This is a genomic window from Staphylococcus simulans, from assembly GCF_003043455.1.
In the GTDB taxonomy this organism is placed as follows: domain Bacteria; phylum Bacillota; class Bacilli; order Staphylococcales; family Staphylococcaceae; genus Staphylococcus; species Staphylococcus simulans_A.
In genome coordinates, this window is sequence record NZ_PZGG01000009.1 from 40431 (window position 1) to 58484 (window position 18054).

Annotated in this window: 13 protein-coding genes; 5 read left to right on the forward strand and 8 right to left on the reverse strand. The window is 36.0% G+C overall.

All coding sequences use genetic code 11. The features are described 5' to 3' along the window. Positions 1 to 166: 166 nt before the first annotated feature. Positions 167 to 1711: a sodium/proline symporter PutP gene (gene putP / locus BU038_RS03010; RefSeq protein ID WP_107604743.1), complete on the forward strand. Its 1545-nt coding sequence runs from the start codon at positions 167 to 169 to the stop codon at positions 1709 to 1711. A gap of 219 nt (positions 1712 to 1930) precedes the next feature. Here putP and mbcS read toward each other — a convergent pair whose 3' ends face one another. After that, positions 1931 to 3514: an acyl-CoA synthetase MbcS gene (gene mbcS / locus BU038_RS03015; RefSeq protein WP_107604744.1), complete on the reverse strand. Its 1584-nt coding sequence runs from the start codon at positions 3512 to 3514 to the stop codon at positions 1931 to 1933. A 208-nt stretch (positions 3515 to 3722) separates the two neighbouring features. Here mbcS and BU038_RS03020 point away from each other — a divergent pair, with 208 nt between their 5' ends. Further along, complete coding sequence (locus BU038_RS03020) at positions 3723 to 4559, forward strand: sialate O-acetylesterase (protein ID WP_342634135.1); 837 nt, start codon at positions 3723 to 3725, stop codon at positions 4557 to 4559. A gap of 79 nt (positions 4560 to 4638) precedes the next feature. On the opposite strand, the gene nhaC is transcribed toward BU038_RS03020, so the two are convergent. Next, positions 4639 to 6135 (reverse strand): Na+/H+ antiporter NhaC, encoded by a 1497-nt coding sequence (gene nhaC, locus BU038_RS03025; RefSeq protein WP_107604746.1) that lies wholly within the window; start codon positions 6133 to 6135, stop codon positions 4639 to 4641. Positions 6136 to 6767: 632 nt separating this feature from the next. Between nhaC and BU038_RS03030 the strand changes: the two genes are divergently transcribed. Further along, a complete protein-coding gene (locus tag BU038_RS03030; protein WP_107604747.1) occupies positions 6768 to 7481 on the forward strand; it encodes a poly-gamma-glutamate hydrolase family protein in 714 nt (237 codons plus the stop codon). A gap of 77 nt (positions 7482 to 7558) precedes the next feature. On the opposite strand, the gene BU038_RS03035 is transcribed toward BU038_RS03030, so the two are convergent. From BU038_RS03035 to pgsB, 6 genes are all read right to left on the reverse strand, one after another. Then, positions 7559 to 10156, reverse strand: coding sequence for a YfhO family protein (locus BU038_RS03035; RefSeq protein WP_107604748.1), 2598 nt, complete (start codon positions 10154 to 10156; stop codon positions 7559 to 7561). 119 nt (positions 10157 to 10275) lie between these two features. After that, positions 10276 to 11874, reverse strand: coding sequence for a gamma-glutamyltransferase (locus BU038_RS03040; protein ID WP_107604749.1), 1599 nt, complete (start codon positions 11872 to 11874; stop codon positions 10276 to 10278). Continuing rightward, entirely contained in the window at positions 11861 to 12037 is a 177-nt protein-coding gene (locus BU038_RS12465; RefSeq protein WP_002480097.1) for a hypothetical protein, read from the reverse strand. Before BU038_RS12465 ends, BU038_RS03040 begins: the two co-directional genes overlap by 14 nt. After that, entirely contained in the window at positions 12027 to 13097 is a 1071-nt protein-coding gene (locus tag BU038_RS03045; protein ID WP_107604750.1) for a CapA family protein, read from the reverse strand. The genes BU038_RS12465 and BU038_RS03045 overlap by 11 nt, the downstream gene beginning before the upstream one ends. Positions 13098 to 13111: 14 nt before the next feature. After that, positions 13112 to 13564, reverse strand: a complete 453-nt coding sequence (pgsC, locus tag BU038_RS03050) for a poly-gamma-glutamate biosynthesis protein PgsC (RefSeq protein WP_002480095.1) — start codon at positions 13562 to 13564, stop codon at positions 13112 to 13114. Positions 13565 to 13566: 2 nt separating this feature from the next. After that, positions 13567 to 14724: a poly-gamma-glutamate synthase PgsB gene (gene pgsB, locus BU038_RS03055; protein ID WP_107604751.1), complete on the reverse strand. Its 1158-nt coding sequence runs from the start codon at positions 14722 to 14724 to the stop codon at positions 13567 to 13569. A 606-nt stretch (positions 14725 to 15330) separates the two neighbouring features. Between pgsB and BU038_RS03060 the strand changes: the two genes are divergently transcribed. Both BU038_RS03060 and BU038_RS03065 read left to right on the forward strand, forming a co-directional pair. Beyond that, a complete protein-coding gene (locus BU038_RS03060; RefSeq protein WP_107604752.1) occupies positions 15331 to 16350 on the forward strand; it encodes an amidohydrolase family protein in 1020 nt (339 codons plus the stop codon). Between the two features lie 528 nt (positions 16351 to 16878). Continuing rightward, the coding region (locus BU038_RS03065; protein WP_107604753.1) for a YSIRK-targeted surface antigen transcriptional regulator at positions 16879 to 18054 on the forward strand (1176 nt) is incomplete at its 3' end.

Here is an 18054-nt window from a genome sequence, read left to right on the forward strand (position 1 = left end):
GTGCGCAATGAGTTAATTAAAATAAGATTTCAGGGTGAATGGGGAGTTATTCAAAGTCACTTTGACTTTGTGACTTTATGTTAGATTCTGAACCTTGTCATTGCTATGCCTAAGAACGATCCGTACATTTTATTCCAAATAATTTGAAAGGATGTTTATTTTAGACATGTTTACTTTAGGAGCAACACTGAGACAACAGGTACACCCAGACTGGCAAACCTATATCATGATTGGGTTGTATTTCTTAATCTTATTAGTCATCGGCTATTATGGTTATAAGAAAGCAACAGGTAATGTCAGTGAATACATGCTAGGTGGCCGTAGCATTGGACCATACGTTACAGCATTATCTGCAGGGGCATCCGACATGAGTGGTTGGATGATTATGGGGCTGCCCGGTGAGGTCTATACAACTGGACTTTCAGCTGCGTGGCTTGCGATTGGTTTAACACTTGGTGCATATATCAACTACTTCGTCGTAGCACCAAGATTACGTGTATACACAGAACAAGCTGGCGATGCCATTACGTTGCCAGACTTCTTCAAGAATCGTCTTGCTGACCATTCTAACTTGATTAAAATTATTTCAGGGGGCATTATCGTCGTCTTCTTTACCCTTTACACACATGCGGGTATGGTATCAGGCGGTAAACTCTTCGACAGTGCATTCGGATTAGATTATCGTTTAGGATTAATCTTAATTTCAGTTATCGTTATCGCGTATACATTCTTTGGTGGTTATTTAGCAGTATCACTGACTGACTTCTTCCAAGGTGTAATTATGCTGATTGCGATGATTATGGTTCCGATTGTCGCTTTACTTAAATTAAATGGATTAGATACATTCCAAACGGTGACAGATTTAAAACCGACAAACTTAGATTTATTCAAAGGAACAACAATTGTCGGAATTATCTCATTCTTTGCATGGGGATTAGGTTACTTCGGTCAACCACATATCATCGTGCGTTTCATGAGTATTAAAACTGTGAAACAATTAAGAACAGCACGTCGTTTTGGTATCGGTTGGATGGCTGTCAGCTTAATTGGTGCAGTATTTGTGGGCTTAATCGGTATCGCATTTATTCAAGATAAAGGCGTTGAATTAAAAGACCCAGAAACTCTATTTATTTTAATGAGTCAAATCTTATTCCACCCATTAGTCGGCGGTTTCTTACTTGCTGCAATCTTGGCTGCGATTATGAGTACTATTTCTTCTCAATTGCTTGTAACATCAAGTTCATTGACTGAAGACTTCTACAAATTAATCCGTGGTGAAGAAGCTGCGAGAAAACGTCAAAAAGAATTCTTATTAGTAGGTCGTTTATCAGTATTAGTTGTTGCGATTATTTCAATCGCCATTGCTTGGTCACCAAACGACACGATTTTAAACTTAGTAGGTAACGCATGGGCAGGTTTCGGTGCCACATTCGGTCCGCTTGTTGTCATGTCACTTTACTGGAAAGGTTTAAGTCGTACAGGTGCTATCAGTGGTATGATCGCTGGTGCAGTTGTCGTAATTCTATGGATTGTCTTTGCAAAACCATTAGGTGAAACAAACGACTTCTTCAACTTATATGAAATCATTCCTGGTGTCATTGCCAGTGTGTTAGTCACTATTATCGTTTCTAAATTCACGAAGAAACCAGACATAGATGTTTCAGGTGATATTGACCGAGTTAAAGCAGTAGTTAAAAAAGAAATGAGCTAAGTTTTTGTAAATGCTAAGCAAAAATATGGGATGAATATAAACAATTTAATGATAGAGAGATAGAGAAGCCTCTGAAGTGGCATACAAGTCACTTCAGAGGCTTTGTTTTTTTATACTTTCATAACCCAGGAAATAATAAAGGTATGATTGATACTTTCCTTGAGCAATTCAATATGAAAATATCCCCGCCGGATGGCAGGGATGTGTAAGGTATTGCGTTTATTTTTTGTTGTATTTCTCGATTTCTGCATCACGTAATTCAACACGACGGATTTTACCTGAATTTGTTTTTGGTAATTCTTCAACAAATTCAATCGCACGTGGATATTTATAAGGTGCGACATCGTATTTAACATAGTTTTGAAGTTCTTTAACTAGCTCATCGCTTGCTTCATAACCATCTTGTAAGATAATGAAAGCTTTAACGATATTACCACGTAATTCATGTGGACTTGCGACCACTGCACATTCTTTAACAGCAGGGTGTTTCGTTAATGAGTCTTCTACTTCGAATGGCCCGATTGTGTAACCAGAACTGATAATGATATCGTCTTTACGGCCTTCGAACCAGAAGTAGCCGTCTTCATCCACTTTAGCTAAATCGCCTGTCATGAAGTAGTTGCCGACAACACGTTCTTGTGTACGTTCAGGCTCTTTGAAGTAACCTTTGAACAATGCAGGTAAATCGACCGGAACAGCGATATTGCCGACTTCTCCGATTTCAGCTAAGTTACCTTCATCGTCAATAATAGTGACTTCACTGCCAGGAATGGCTTTACCCATTGAGCCTGGTTTGCCTGCAACATCTTTTAACAGTCCGATTAATAATGTACTTTCAGTTTGGCCATAGCCGTCACGTACAGTGATATCGAAAGTATCTTGGAATTTCTCTACAACTTCTTGGTTTAACGGTTCTCCGGCTGATACAGCATCATGAAGATGAGACAGATCATAATTGCCTAAATCTTGTAGCTTGGCCATGATACGATACTCAGTCGGCGTACAGCAAAGCACATTGATTTTGTATTTTTCGAGTAATTCTAAATAAACTGTACCGTTGAAACGACCATTAAAGACAAAGGCTGTTGCGCCGGATGTCATTGTAGATAGGAATGGACTCCATACCCATTTTTGCCAACCAGGTGCTGCAGTGGCCCATACGATGTCACCTTCATTGATATTCAACCAATGTTTCGGTGCCATCTGCATATGTGCGTAACCCCAGCCATGTGAGTGTACAACTGCTTTAGGGTTGCCAGTTGTTCCTGATGTATAAGGTAAGAAAGCGACATCATCACGTTTTGTCGGTGTAATTTCTAGTTCTTCACTCATTTCTTTTTTGCCTTCTTCGACATTAATCCAATCTTCTTTAGTATCTCCAATAATGAATTTTGTTAAGTCATCATATTCTTTTACGCCTTCAAATTCATCTGCCCCTGACGCAATAGATAAGACTGCATCGACTTCACCGTGTGTAATACGGTACTGCAAGTCTTTCGTTCTTAACATTTCAGATGCTGGGATTAAAGCGACACCTAATTTTAATGCCGCAATATAGACTTCATAAGTTTCAATACTGCGTTCCATTTTAATGAGTAATGTATCGCCTTTACGCAAACCATGTTGTTTAAATAAATTACCAATGCGATTTGCACTGCGAATTAATTCGTCATAAGTTACTTCTGTTGTTCCACCTGCATTATCTTCAAAGATGATCGCAACTTTTGATTTATCTTTTGCGTACTTCTCGATCTCAGAGACGATATTGAAATCCTCAGGTGCCACTAAATGGGGTTTATTCATTTTTTTACTCCTCCTAACACTAAAAGCACGTTCTGTTATTTTATTTTGAAAATAGAATACCACTCCATTCTATCAATCCTCAACTTATAAGATAAGTGAAGCGGTTTAAATTATTTAGGAAAACGTTTTCTTTTTAAATATAAATCTACTTAAAGCATAGAAATGCTTGTTATAATGAAACTGAATCATAATATAGAAAGCAGGTATCATGATGAAATCAATTCTTTTAATAGGCCAATCTAATATGGCAGGCAGAGGCTTTCTAAATGAAGTACCAGCCATTGTTAATGAACATATTCATGTTTTGCGTAATGGCAGATGGCAAATGATGGGTGAACCCATTCATGCTGACAGACATTTAGCAGGTGTCGGTTTAGCGAGTGCATTTGCGCAAGCATGGTCAATTGATCATCCCAATGAATCTATCGGCTTAATTCCGTGTGCCAAAGGCGGCAGTGCTATTTCAGAATGGCAACCAGGCAGTGTGTTAATGCGCCATGCACTTTCTGAAGCACGCTTTGCGCAAGAAACGAGTGAAATTATCGGTATTTTATGGCATCAGGGTGAAAATGACTGTAATCAGGATTTGTACCAAGTGTATCAAGCACAGTTAAAACAAGTGATTACGCATGTCAGAAAGGAACTTGATTTACCACATGTACCTTTCGTGATAGGTGGGTTAGATCACTTAGCTCATGCAGAAGGTTTCAGCCGCACTTTGACACAACATGAAGAAATCAACCATATTTTACAAACAACACCACAACAAATACCAGACACATACTTTGTCACTTCAAAAGGATTAACGATGAATCCAGACGGTATTCATTTTAATGCACAATCATTAAGAAGATTCGGCTTGCGTTATTATGAAGTGTTTAAAACATTAACGTCATTATACGAACCGTTAAAAGATGAAGCGGTACGTGTTAAAGCTTTATATGAACGTCCGTTATCTCGAAATGAACAGATGCGTATTGAATATGAAAAGTTAGCGACAGGTCAAATATCATTTGAAACGTTTAGCGAACGCCTTAAATCATAGAAAATAGAATGCACCCTCGTGTCATCAACACGAGGGTGTTAACTATCTGATATTAAATTTCTAAATATTCAAATAATTTTTATGCTAAGTTGGTATCGTTAGGCAAAGTGGCTTCCTTTTTTCTAGCCTTCACACCTTCACGTTTATCTTTCGGCAACTTCACAATTTTGTATCCTGTGTATGCGAAGATGATCGAAATGATTGGTACTAAGAAGTTTAAGAATGCGAATGGCGCATACTGCATTACACCGACACCTAATGTTGATGCGATAAACACACCACACGTGTTCCATGGAACGAAGACAGAAGTCAGTGTACCGCCATCTTCTAACGCACGTGATAAGTTCTTAGGATGTAGCCCTTTGTCTGTAAAGGTTTGCGCATACATACGTCCTGGTACAATAATAGAAATGTATTGTTCTGAACAAGTGAAGTTTGTACCGACACAAGATAGAATCACTGATGTTAACAATGAACCTGTATTCTTTGCCCAACGTAAAATGATACTAATAAGTGAGTCTAACATACCTGAATATTCTAAGACACCACCGAATGTCATTGCGACAAGTGTCAGTGAAATCGTATAGAACATTGACTCTAAACCACCACGATTAAATAACTCATCTACCATCTTATTGCCTGACTCCATTGTATAACCTGTTTGAAGTGCAGTCAGTGCTTCTGTTAAAGAACCGCCTTGTACAAAGATTTGTGCGAAGAATCCTAAGATAATACCGGCACAAATTGCTGGAATGGCAGGTACTTTAAACATAACTAATACAATAACGGCTAAAGGAATTAATAATAACCAAGGTGAAATCACAAATTCATTCTGCATCGTTGATAGAATTTTCTCAATATTTTTAGCGTCGAAATTACGATTACCATACTGCATACCGATAATAAAGAATGCAATTAATGAAATGACAAGTGCTGGGATAGTCGTATAAGTCATATGCTTAATATGTTCGAATAAATCTACTTTCGTTAACCCTGATGCCAAGTTAGTTGTATCAGAGAGCGGACTCATTTTATCCCCAAAATATGAACCTGAGATGACAGCGCCTGCTACCATACCTGGGTTGATTCCCATACTCATTCCGATACCCATTGAAGCAACCCCCACAGTTGCCATGGTAGACCAAGAACTTCCGATTGCTAATGCGACAATACCACACAGTAAGACGACGACCGCTAAGAAGAAACGCGGGTCAATCAGTTGCAGACCGTAATAAATCATTGTCGCAACGACGCCGCTGCCAATCCATGATCCGATAATCAATCCGACTAAGATAATGATGACAATGGCAGGTAATGCATGTCTGATCCCCTTATACATCATCTGCTCGACATCATCGAACTTATAGCCATGCAACATGGTAACTCCGATAGCCACTGCTGTCCCAATCATCAGTGGAATATGCGGTTCTTTCTTTAAGACTGCGACTGTAAATAACATGACCGCTATCATTAACCCTAATGTAAATAATGACGGCCAAATTCCGATGGCTTTAGGTTTCTTTTCGTTTTGTGCTGTTTGTTCTACGTTTTGCCCATTTTTTTCTTCTCCTTGCATATATAAACCAGCCCCTTTTTATATCTTTAGTGTCATAATACATAAAAATGAAATCGCTTTCAACAAACGATTGACAGACAAAATGCTCAAATTCACCCTCTTTTTGTCTTTTCTGAAAATACATTGTCATTTCAGAAAGTGCTACAAAGTAAGTCATACCAACTGTTTTGATAATTCTGACAACTTAAATTTCACATTCATTTTACTGCTGATTTAAGTATCGAAAAAAATTAAAAAAATTTAAAATGCAGTTGCGATATGACCGACTAACGCACCAGCACTTTAATGAAGTGAATCACAGGAGATATGTCATTAGTTATTACTACCCTAAATTATAAATTTAAAGCAAAGTGCATAAAAATGTAGGATAAAATGTTAAGGTGAAACTAGCTTGAGATAATTAACTGTGTTAAAAATGCTATGCTAAATTTTATTTTCCTCAATTGCTTAACCGAATTTAATATTTAATTAAGATTATAATGTTTTCACAAAAAATATGATTAAGTTATTTCAAGAAGGTTACACTGTTACTAAAGGACTTAATAAGTATGGATAAGCTTAAAGCGGAAATTAAGTGAACTTAGGAAAGGAGTTAACTATATAGAAAGAGCGATAAAAAGAGGTGTTGTAGAATGAGAAAGATAAAGAATCCGATATTGATTTCAGCCAGTGTTGTTTCGATAGCTATGGTTAGTTTGTTGACATTATCTCCAGTAACGTTCAGTGCATCAGATAAGTATCAATCAATGACCCAATTACAACAAGCTACACAAGAGGGTAAAGATTGGACGATTAAAACGAGTAAGGGAACGAATGATACACTTATTGTTGCGCCACATGGCGGTGGCATTGAACCAGGTACAAGTGAAATCGCATATGAAATTGCGAATAAAAATAATGCGAGTTACTACACATTTAAAGGTATTCGTCCAATAAATAATAAAGAACTGCATGTCACATCCGCAAATTATGATGAACCTAAAGCACAATCTATGGTACATGAGTCGAAAAAGACAGTGACTATTCATAAAACAGCACGTTCTGGTAATGACATTTATATAGGAGGACGTGATGATGCATTACGTGAACGCATCGCAACGTCGTTAAGATCAGAAGGTTTTGATGTTACAGAAGCTACAGGTAATATCGCAGGGCGTAATTTAAATAATATTACTAATCAAAACCAACAAAAAGCAGGGGTACAAATTGAGTTGAATAACCAATTTGCGAACCAGTTCTTTAAAAATAGCGATGCATCTCGTCCAAGTCGTGAAAATCCAGCAAATTGGACAGACCGTATGTCTGCATTCACTGACAGTATCAATAGTGCTTTGAATGAGTCTTAAAAGTTAATGAATATATAAAGAAGCAGCGGCACTTTTTAGGCCGCTGCTTTTTTGAGTTTGTCACTTATTAAATGAAGTTATTTAGTTTTACGACGAACAAACCAAGTAAAGCCAATAGCTAGAACCAGACCGATACCACTAAGGATTAATAGTGGATAAAAATAAGGCGGTGTATAAGAAAGGCGGATATGTTTTTGACCTTTTTCAACTGGAATAACCGTCTCAATACCATTGCCTTTTTTAACTTCTACATCTTTACCATCTACAGTCGCATGCATGCCTTTTTCATAAGGTGTCGGGATGACTAAATAACCGTGATCTTCTGGTTGTTTTGTAAAGGTATAACCATGAGATGTTGGTTTGATTTTAACACGGTCAACTGTGCGTGATGCGGTTTTCAATGCTTGATAATCTTCACCGTATACACCTTTAAGTTTATAACGATAATTGCCTTTCGGTAAGTTTAAGCGTACTTTATCATCCGCTTTGATACGAATAGTCAATGGATTAACCACACGACGATAAGAGTAACTGAGTGAACTGCGTTTTTGTGTGAATTCATTTAGTTTAACGCGATGTGGTTTATCTGGCGATTGTAATTCAAGCTCAATTTCAAAGTATAAGTCTTTATATTTATCAGTCATTGATTTTGGAAGGGTATAGTCAATACCTCCATTTTTCTCTTTAACTTTTAAGGTTTTGTTTGTTTTATTCCAATGTGCATCATCAGCTTCTTCTTGGATTTGGTCTTTGTAGTTGATGTTATGTTCTGTTTTATTTGTTGCTGGTGTGGCGTCATCTAGTACGACACCTTTTAACATTGCGTGTTCTTTCTCAATCGGTGTTTTTAATCTTTTATTATCATAGACTTTATCTGTGATGTGTGTGGCAGGATAATCAATCGTTGATGCTGAATGTTCATATTTATTTTTCTTTCCTTTAATTGTGGATTGCGGTTCAAAGCCATAAGGACGGTTGTGGTCGATTGGGTTTTTGAAGCGGTCTTGTACATTCCACAATGCCATTAAGTTGGCACGATTACCTAAAAAGCGATAGTTACTATTTTTATCAATCGGTTGCGCAATCTGCATGGTATTATCATAGTAATTTAAAATCTCTCCATTAAACAGGCTAGAGTATAGTGCGATTCCTCTAAAGCCATAAATTAAAGGCGAGTTTTGTGCAGGGAATGAAAGATATTCAATACGACTAAATGGGTCTTTCTCTTTCTGCAGCTGATCAAATTTATGTTGCAGTTTGGCATTGTTGTAGTTATCTTCTTTCATTGAGGTAATCGGGCGCTCATATATAGACATATGTGTATCATGATAATTTTGTATCATCACTAATTGTTGAATAAATATGAGTAACACAATTGCGGTATAGGTGGCTTTTCGTTTCAATAAGTTCGGCTGATACAAACAGATAAATAGGAAAATCATCAATACAAGTGTGACCCACATCCATGTATTATTACCATCGTATTGTGTATACATATAGAACATGACTACGACGCAACCAAGAGCTGTATACAGATATTGCTTGATAGATACTTCAGAAAGATGAAGTAGGAATAACGCAATCAATACACTGGATGAAAGTCCTAAAATATACACCCATCTGCGTGCGGGCAATGAAAAGCCATTAAAGAAACTGTCGAAATAAGGTGATAATGAACCAATCAACATAATCCAAGTTAAAATCGCAAATAAGCGATAGAAATAATATTTGTATAATTTAAACGCAAATAAGGCAATGAAAGTCAGTGTTGAAATTGTGATGTAAAAACCATCAGAAAACATATGATATTTTTCTTGAAAATCAATAAGTAACGAAAGTTTTAAGTTCGGATTGATTTGACGGTTATTAGCCATAACTGCTGAAACGCCTGTATAAAAACCGAGACTTGCGATCATTAAACTGAGTACTGCCGCAATTATTAAAAGATAAAGTTTCTGTACGCGTTGGACGATGTCTTTGTGATACGGCCAAATGATGCGATATAAGGTATAGAAACTCAGAATAATAAACTCATAATAACTGAAGTAGAAATTAGAGAATAGTGTAATCGCAATCGCAATGATAAATAAACCAATTTTGCGTGCTTGAAAGAAACGTTCTAAGCCTAATAATGATAAAGGTAATAAGATTAACACATCACCATAAAATGACCAGGTGAAGTTAAAGTAAATCGTTACGACAGAAATTGCGTACATTAACGTTGCGAGTATGACGAAGAAGCGGTTGGAATTAAGATATCTAAAGAAATAGATACTCGTTAAGACTGTGAATACAACACGTATATAACTCAAGAAAATCTGATTAGCAGCCCAAAATTGTATACTGTGTGCTGGCAGATTAAAGAGTTGTTCACCGATATACACGATGCCGAAGTATAGCAATAATAAAGGTGACGTTGCGTAGTAATAAGATAAGCCTTTCGTATAATCTCCGCCTAAGCCAAATGAAACATCATAAAAGCTTCTGAAGTGTGTGTATTGATGATATAAATACTTTTGAAAAGGTACTAATTGTGAAAACCCATCGCCTTTACTAATGAACGCAATGCCTTTCGCCGCATTCATAAAGAATGGAATAAAAACTAATGTGGTTAGTGCGATACTCAACAGTAAAATCAGCAGAAACCGTTTAAGTTTAGGGTGCTCACGTCGCATTATGTTAAGCCTCCTTTAGTAAATAGAATGTTAAAGAAATGAGGACTGAGATAACTTTTGTGTCGTCATCTCAGTCCTTTGTTTATGATGGGTTTAAAGAATACAAATGATACAGAATACTATCTCACTTCAACGTCATGTCCAGTTTCTATTTTCTTGTCTTTCTTGAAGTAAGTTGCACCTTGGAAACTGCCGAAGTTTGGATTGTCTGCGCTATTTTTAGGGTGATAACCTAAATCTTTGATTGTTTGAAGGTCTTCGTCACTCATGCCGTCTTCATAATAGACATCTTTGCCGTCATTATAGAAGCGTGGCTTATCAATAGTTTCTTGAAGTGAATCTTTACCGCGTAAGTAATTTGATAAGTTCTCTTGCATGAGCGTCGGTACTTTATTGCCGCCTGGTGTACCGCCGCCGAAGTAATAATCTTTACCGACCACAATGGTAGGTGAGATGAATGAACGCGGTGATTTATGTTTGCCACCGTGGTTATCACTATCTGGTGAATCTGAGAAACGTTTTAAAGCGTTGTTCATAAAGAAACCTTGCTTCGTATAAGCGCCAGAACCAAAGAAGTTGTTGAGTGTGTTCGTTGAACTAGTCATGCGGCCTTTTTTATCAACAACTACAAAGTGCGAACCAGCTGTATTCACTTGTCCTTGTAAACCGAATTGATTTTTAATGTTCTTGTATTTTTCAGCACGTTTTAATAAATAATGATCTCCTGTATGTTTAGTGTCATTAGTTGCTTGATCATTGATTAAATATCTATTTTTAAAGTTGACATTTCTTGCTTCGATAACACTTTCAATAAAGTCATTTCGTTTTTCTTCACCTAAGTTGCCGTTGATAGACTGATCAATTTTCAGACCTTGAAGTGTCAACATACCGCTGGTTGGATTAGGTGATGTATAGACTTGGTTATTCAGATAGTTAGTTGAAAGTGGTTGTTTTGTTTGTGTTTTATAGTCAGTGAAATCTTTCTCGCTTAAATGACTCCCGCTTTGTTTAGCAATACTTGGTCCTTGTGTTTTATAGAAATAATCCGGACCGTGATCTCTAATCCCTTTTAATGTTTTAGCTAATGCTTCTTGTTTAACGACGTCACCGTTTTGTACGACTTGATCTTCTTTTTTAAAGAAAGGTGAGTTGTTATCTAAGTTTCCACTATATTTAGAGAGGAGTTTTGCGAGGTCAGTGTTGACTTGGACACCATCCTCAGCAAGTGGAATAACATAGTTTAAGATTTTCTTTTCACTCATGTGTCCTTCTTTTTCATGCATATCATGCATACCTTGAACAAATCCTGGTACGCCGACTTCGTCGCCTGTGTGATAATCATAGCCGGAAACAGTGTTGTAGTCATAGACAGTAGGTTTGGACCCCTTTTTTCCATCATACGTCAATGACGTACCTTCACCGCCGAGACCTGCAGCATAAGGTTCAGTAACTGCTAGTGTATAAGCAACCCCGTATGCTGCATCGGCTGAGTTTCCGCCTTCTTGAATAATTTTATTTCCGACGGCTCTCGCAATTTTATTGTTCGTTGCGACACCGTATTTCTTTTTAGCGTCTTTATGATTTTGAGAGGCTAATTTATTTTCATAAAGTTCATCTTTATCTACTTGGTCTTCTTTATTTACAAAGTAGAAGACAGTAGATACCAGCAATGTGATGATAAAAATAACTGTCAGTACCTTTTTACTATAAATGTTCATGGAAGGTATGACCTCCATTAAAAGACACGTGTTTTTCAGTTTTTAAATCATGTTTTTCATATTTATCTAAAGGTTCATTCGCATTGCTGAGGATGATCATTAAGAAAATGCTGGCGATGATTAATACAATAGCCGCATATAATAAGTAATTCTTAATTTTCATAATAGTAGCCTCCTTTAGTTTCTTTGAGTTTAATAGATGAATCGGAAATACGATTTTTCAGCTTCGTTTTCTCTACGACGTTCATGTTATCTTTAGTGATTTTATCTCCAGAAGTTTTAATGGGTGTAATCATGAAATTACTGCGATGCCCATCCCAAGATTGTTGAACAGCTAAGCCTTTTTTATTTTCAGATAAGAAGTCATCTGAAGTAACATTACCTAAACTATAGAAAATAGGTGTGTTGTGATGTTCCTCGATTTTTTGCGTAACGGTATTATGACCTAAGACCACATCAGCACCTGCTTCTGCTAGAGCGTGACCATAAGTCTTCTGACGGCTTGTAACATGTGGTTCATCTGGAATACCCCAGTCTACATTGACCACAACCATGTCATTCTCTTCTTTGAGCTTTTTCACTAATGGAATAAAGATTTTCGGGTCTAATGCGATAGATGTTGTAGCTTTATTGGCATTCGTATATTTTGAATTGATGTCTGTAAATGACACTGTTGCGATTTTCTTACCATGAATCGTTTTATGAGACACTTTACTGTTTAATGGGTTTGAACCATTACCTGTTAAAAAGTTATAACCGTATTTTTGATTGGCTTGTTTTTCAATTTGTTTCATATCTGCAAGATCTACAGCGTTGTTCGTCAAATTAAGATTCGTAAAGCCAAGTGATTTCATAAATGCGATATTATCTAAGTTCTTTTTGACATTCTTTGATGGGTTTTTAGAGACACGGTTGATGTTTAAACTTGTAGAAGCATAATCACTCTCTTTAATGATGTTATGAATCGGGTCGAACATATCGTCTAAGTCACTTTGTCTGATGTATTTATTCAAATTAACATTACCGAAGTAAGCTAAGTGAATATCATCTTTATGTTTAGCGAAGACATCGACCTTATGTGTTTTAGCAGTGGCCATGAGCGTTATGAGTAGTATCAGCGCAACGATAGACACAACTAACATATATTTAGAATTATGCTTCTTTTGATTTTTGGATTTCTTTAAAATCCAATTCTCTATATTGAAACGTTGCTTGTTAGCCATACTCTAACTCCTTCTTATTTGATAAAGCTATATGCGAATAACACGACGTACGTGATACAAGTCAGCAGCATACATGAAGCTAACGTAGTGATTGTACCTTGTTTTTGAATGGTATTCGCGATAATGCCTGGAATGACAATACCGATACCGGATATCTGCACGACCTCAAAGGGGGTCAGCGGATATATCAAGTCAAAAACGAATTTTATAATCATGCCGGTTAAAATCATTGCGGCGAATTTTCTACGTCCATAGAGTAAAGCAACTTTACTAATACCATGTGCCACAATGAAGTATGTCAGACAGCTGATAATCAGTACTGACAGCAACATAATAGGTTGATCAAATATTAAAGCTAAATAACCAGGTACTACGAGCCCTGCAGGATTGATACCGAATTTCTCAGCGAATATCAAGCTGAGTACGATACCTACAAATAATGAGAAATACAGCTCTGAACCTACCAAAATTAATCCATCCCTTCTAATAAATTCACGACTTTCTTGCCGTTACCATGAATATTGCCGACACAAAAGACAAGTGCCGATTTGGATTCCTCATAGATTGCTTGTTCTACTTCTTCGAAAGGTCTTCCTTCAAAGTTTAAGTATTTTTTATCTGGTTGAGATTTCATTACTTCTGTCACAAGCTGCGTACTCTTGCCGACACAAATTAATGTGTCGAAATCTACTTCAGTAATGAAATCTTCAGCAAAGAGTTTTGTTCTATCTAAACGGTCGCCACGACAATTCAAAATAATGACTTTCTTTTCATAGGGATATTTGTAGTCGATTACTTTTTGAAGAATCGCTTTAGATGACTGAGGTTCGTTTGCGGCGAAGGCATTAACGAAGATGTTCTTAGTATCATTCTTATGATAGTAGTGAATATGTACAGCGCCACTATCAGGTGGTGCATTTAACATACCTTCAATTGCGACATCTGGGTTTGCGCCGATTGCTTTGGCAACACCCATCGCAATCGCTACGTTGTCAGGGAAGACAATATAGTCGAATTTTCGAAGTAAATCTTCTTCGACTTTATCTCTGTCCACGACAATCGTTTCAGTGTTGCGTTTATCTGCGACTTTCTTAAAGAAGTCTGTGTAATCATCTTTCATGATGACAAGTTTCCCATTATAAGGAATCGTAGCGGTAAAGGCTTCTGCCACTTCATCTAATGTCGGACCTAATGTTTCCATATGGTCTTCCATGACATTGACGATAACGCCTACGTTTGCCTTTAGCAGCTTTTCTTGAAAGACGATTTGATAGTCTGGGTTGACGGCCATACATTCATTAACGATGGCTTTACCTTTGTTGTCGATGACATTCTGTAAAATATCCTTTTGTTCTCCAATATTCGGACCTTGCGGTTTACGAACGACTGGATATTCTTCTTCATCAAACCAATACAGCATTCGGGCATCGGTTCCTGTTGTTTTACCAATAACTTGGTAGTTATCTTCACGTAAGATGCCGTAGATTAATCGAGTAATGGTGGATTTACCACGAATACCGTTAATATTGATACGTATCGGGATTTGTTTGATACGTTTTCTATGTACCTGCATTTCTCGAATGCCGAGTACTAAAATCAATGCGGAAAATATGATTACTAATAACAAAATTTTCACCTCGTTTTTTTATCCCAAAACAGATTAATATATCAAATATTAAAAAAATCTAATTTTACTAAAATGTAAGAATGTTTATTAATTGTTAGGAAAACGTAATAAATTTTAGTTAAAACCTATCAATTAGCATTAAATGATTAAGATGTCATAATATACAGGCAAATGTGACAATTTTATAACAAGCAGTAAAAAAGCACTCAAAAAGTTGATAGGAATCACTTTTATAAAATCACCTATCATTGTTTAACAACGGTAATATTTGTAATCTATGTAACACTTTTAATTGTTGCTATAAAAATCTAAAATTTAGTTTATATGTATCAATTTATAATTACACGAAAACGGAACTATTTTAAATGTATCAAGCTTAATGTAGTGATGTATGCTATAGAAAATATTGTAAATTGCAGGTGACATTTACCATTAAAAACGGAAAATTGATAAGGAAATGAACTACTATTTAAGTAAGGTAATCTTATAAAAATTCATTTTGAGCAGACTGACTTAAATAAAGAATCAAAAAAGCTTATCGCATATATACCAGATAACTCGGGAAGAAGTTATTAACGACATTGAAGAGAGAAGGAAGAAAAGCAAATGGAAACGATCTTAGTTGAAGAACATTATATACTGACAGATGTGCAAGAAAAGGTAAGAAATTTAGTTTTAAAGGACCCTAAAGGAGTTCCAGTAGATACAATACTTTCAGCTTTAGAAAAGAAAACTGGCTTTCATGGTGAAGATGATTTAGACCAACATAAAACACGTATGAAGTTTATGAATGATAATAATGTACGTATGCAGATTTTGTCTTATGGTTATGAAGCTCCCTCACTCTTAACAGGTGAAGCAGGGATAGAATTGTGTAAGCTATGTAATGATGTGTTAGGGGAATATGTGGATTTACGTCCGACTCGTTTTCAAGGTCTGGCGGTATTGCCGATTAATGAACCAGATGCTGCAGCGCAAGAATTAAGAAGAAGTGTGAATGAGCTTGGGTTGAAAGGTGCTTTGATTGCAGGGAGAGGAGAAGATGGGACGTTCTTGGATCATCCGAAGTATGAGGGGATATTTGAAGTGGCAGCAGAATTAAATGTACCAATTTATTTACACCCAGCACCGATTAAATCAGAGGTCTACCAATCATACTACGAAAGTTCATCTTATGATGATTTAACTGCAGCAGCATTTGCGTCATTTGGCTATGGTTGGCATATGGAGACAGGAGTTCATGCAGTAAGGTTAGTGCTTTCAGGATTATTAGACCGTTATCCGAATCTACAAATCATCCTAGGTCATTGGGGTGAATTTGTACCGTTCTTCTTAGAACGTATGGATCAAACAATCATATCAGAAAAGTTAAAACAACCTATCAGTACGTATTTTAAAAATAATTTCTACATCACACCGAGTGGAATGTTATCGGAACCTCAATTTGAAATGATACGTCACTATTTCGGTATTGACCGTATCTTATATGCATCGGATTATCCATATGTAAAACCAGAGGGCTTAATGACATTTTTAGATGAATTGAATCTCACACCAGCAGAGAAAGCTAAAATTGCGTATCAAAATACGGAGCGTCTGTTTAATATTGATACTGAACAAGATTAAATAAACTGCATTATGTTATATAAAGCGAAAATAAGTACAATAAGTTTGAACATTTAATGAAAAGGATGGAGAAAGCTGATTTAGTTTGACGTGAAACATTCAGGTATTTATTGTCTTTGAAATAAAGTATACTTGACAAATCAAGTATAATAAAAAAGCATTTGAATTTACGTAAATAATAACACCTATTTTCCGTAAAGATATAAGTAGAGCCTCTATTTTTGACAGGCTCTACTTTTTATGTTCGGTTATAATAATTTAAAGTTATACTTATTTGTTTTAATCAAATAATATGAAATTAATGATAAACATATTTTAGATTGTGATAGGGTAATGATAATTTTAAGAAAACGTTTGCTTGCGATAAGGTTGTGATGACAGTATTGTCAAAATACAACTTGTGAGCGATTGTATGTTTTAAACATACAATGTTTTATAATATGTACAATTAAATATTTCGATTTGCTATTATGATATTAATGTGAGGCAAGAGAAACTTCGTAACAACTAGGAGGTCTTTGATTAGAAATGAAAGAAAAAGCAATATTAAAATCGCTTCATGTATGTTTAGGTATCAATGTTAAAGCATACGATTCTAATCTGAATGAGATACAGAAGTATACATCGAAGAAAATGATAAGCCCGCAATATAATGAACTAGATCTTATTAAATCTGTTGAAGATGAAAAGAAAAGGCATAATTACTATATTTTAACAGGTGCCATGAATGAAGTATTTCTACTTCATAACTTTGAGGACAAACACTATTTGTTTGGTCCGTTTAATGTCCATTGTTTACCACCGGACGACTTCTTTACACACTTTTTGAAACAACAAAACATCAGCATTAAATTTAAAAAGGCAATCAATGATTATGCACCGGAAATAAAGCTCTATTCTTTAGAAGACATTAGAGACATTATTAAACTAGTGCACTATCTTTTTACATTAGATCGTCAATCAGGCCCGACTTTTGAACCCATACATAACTATGTAGAAAAGTTGCAGAAAATGTTAGACGACGCTGGGTTAGAGAAATTGTTTTTTATTGAAAATGAAAGCGAACAGAATAAATTAAAGTATGAAAAGCAAGTGATGGATTTAGTGAGACAAGGTTCTATAACAAAGTTGAAGAAATCTCTATCAGATTTGGAAGGAGGAATCATGCCAACAAGTAAAAGAGATTCTATTCGCAGCGAAAAGAATTATTCGATTATAGTTTTTGAAAAATTATCACAACTCGCAATAGAATCAGGCATGGATGTATTAGAAGCAACCCGCACGAGAGACCAAATGATTATTGACAATGAAGCCGCTAAAAACTTTTCAGAAGTTATGAAAGTAAGAAATGGCGCTATCGTATTTTTCACTCAAAAAATAGGTGAAATCGTGGATGAAGAGCTCTCCCCATTTTTATCTTCAATTCTCAACTATATCAACCAGAATCTTTATAATGAAATCACGATAGAGTCGATTGCTAAAGAATTTAACATTAGCCAAACGACCTTAAATTTAAACTTTAAAAATGAACTTGGTATGACAGTCAAAAAGTATATTACTAAGTCAAAACTAGAAGATGCGAAGAAGTTATTAGATCGTAACTTAAGCATCAGTGAAATCTCCCAAATGTTAGGTTATGCAGATTCTTCTCATTTCTGTAAGAAATTTAAAAAAGAATTTGAAATGACACCTACACAGTACAGA

Bases quoted from the DNA above. Each gene is read 5' to 3' on its own strand.
- BU038_RS03035 (WP_107604748.1), bottom strand. From the start codon at position 10,156: ATGCGACGTGAGCACCCTAAACTTAAACGGTTTCTGCTGATTTTACTG.
- BU038_RS03030 (WP_107604747.1), top strand. From the start codon at position 6,768: ATGAGAAAGATAAAGAATCCGATATTGATTTCAGCCAGTGTTGTTTCG.
- nhaC (WP_107604746.1), bottom strand. From the start codon at position 6,135: ATGCAAGGAGAAGAAAAAAATGGGCAAAACGTAGAACAAACAGCACAA.
- BU038_RS03060 (WP_107604752.1), top strand. From the start codon at position 15,331: ATGGAAACGATCTTAGTTGAAGAACATTATATACTGACAGATGTGCAA.
- BU038_RS03045 (WP_107604750.1), bottom strand. From the start codon at position 13,097: ATGGCTAACAAGCAACGTTTCAATATAGAGAATTGGATTTTAAAGAAA.
- putP (WP_107604743.1), top strand. From the start codon at position 167: ATGTTTACTTTAGGAGCAACACTGAGACAACAGGTACACCCAGACTGG.
- mbcS (WP_107604744.1), bottom strand. From the start codon at position 3,514: ATGAATAAACCCCATTTAGTGGCACCTGAGGATTTCAATATCGTCTCT.
- BU038_RS03020 (WP_342634135.1), top strand. From the start codon at position 3,723: ATGATGAAATCAATTCTTTTAATAGGCCAATCTAATATGGCAGGCAGA.
- BU038_RS03040 (WP_107604749.1), bottom strand. From the start codon at position 11,874: ATGAACATTTATAGTAAAAAGGTACTGACAGTTATTTTTATCATCACA.
- BU038_RS12465 (WP_002480097.1), bottom strand. From the start codon at position 12,037: ATGAAAATTAAGAATTACTTATTATATGCGGCTATTGTATTAATCATC.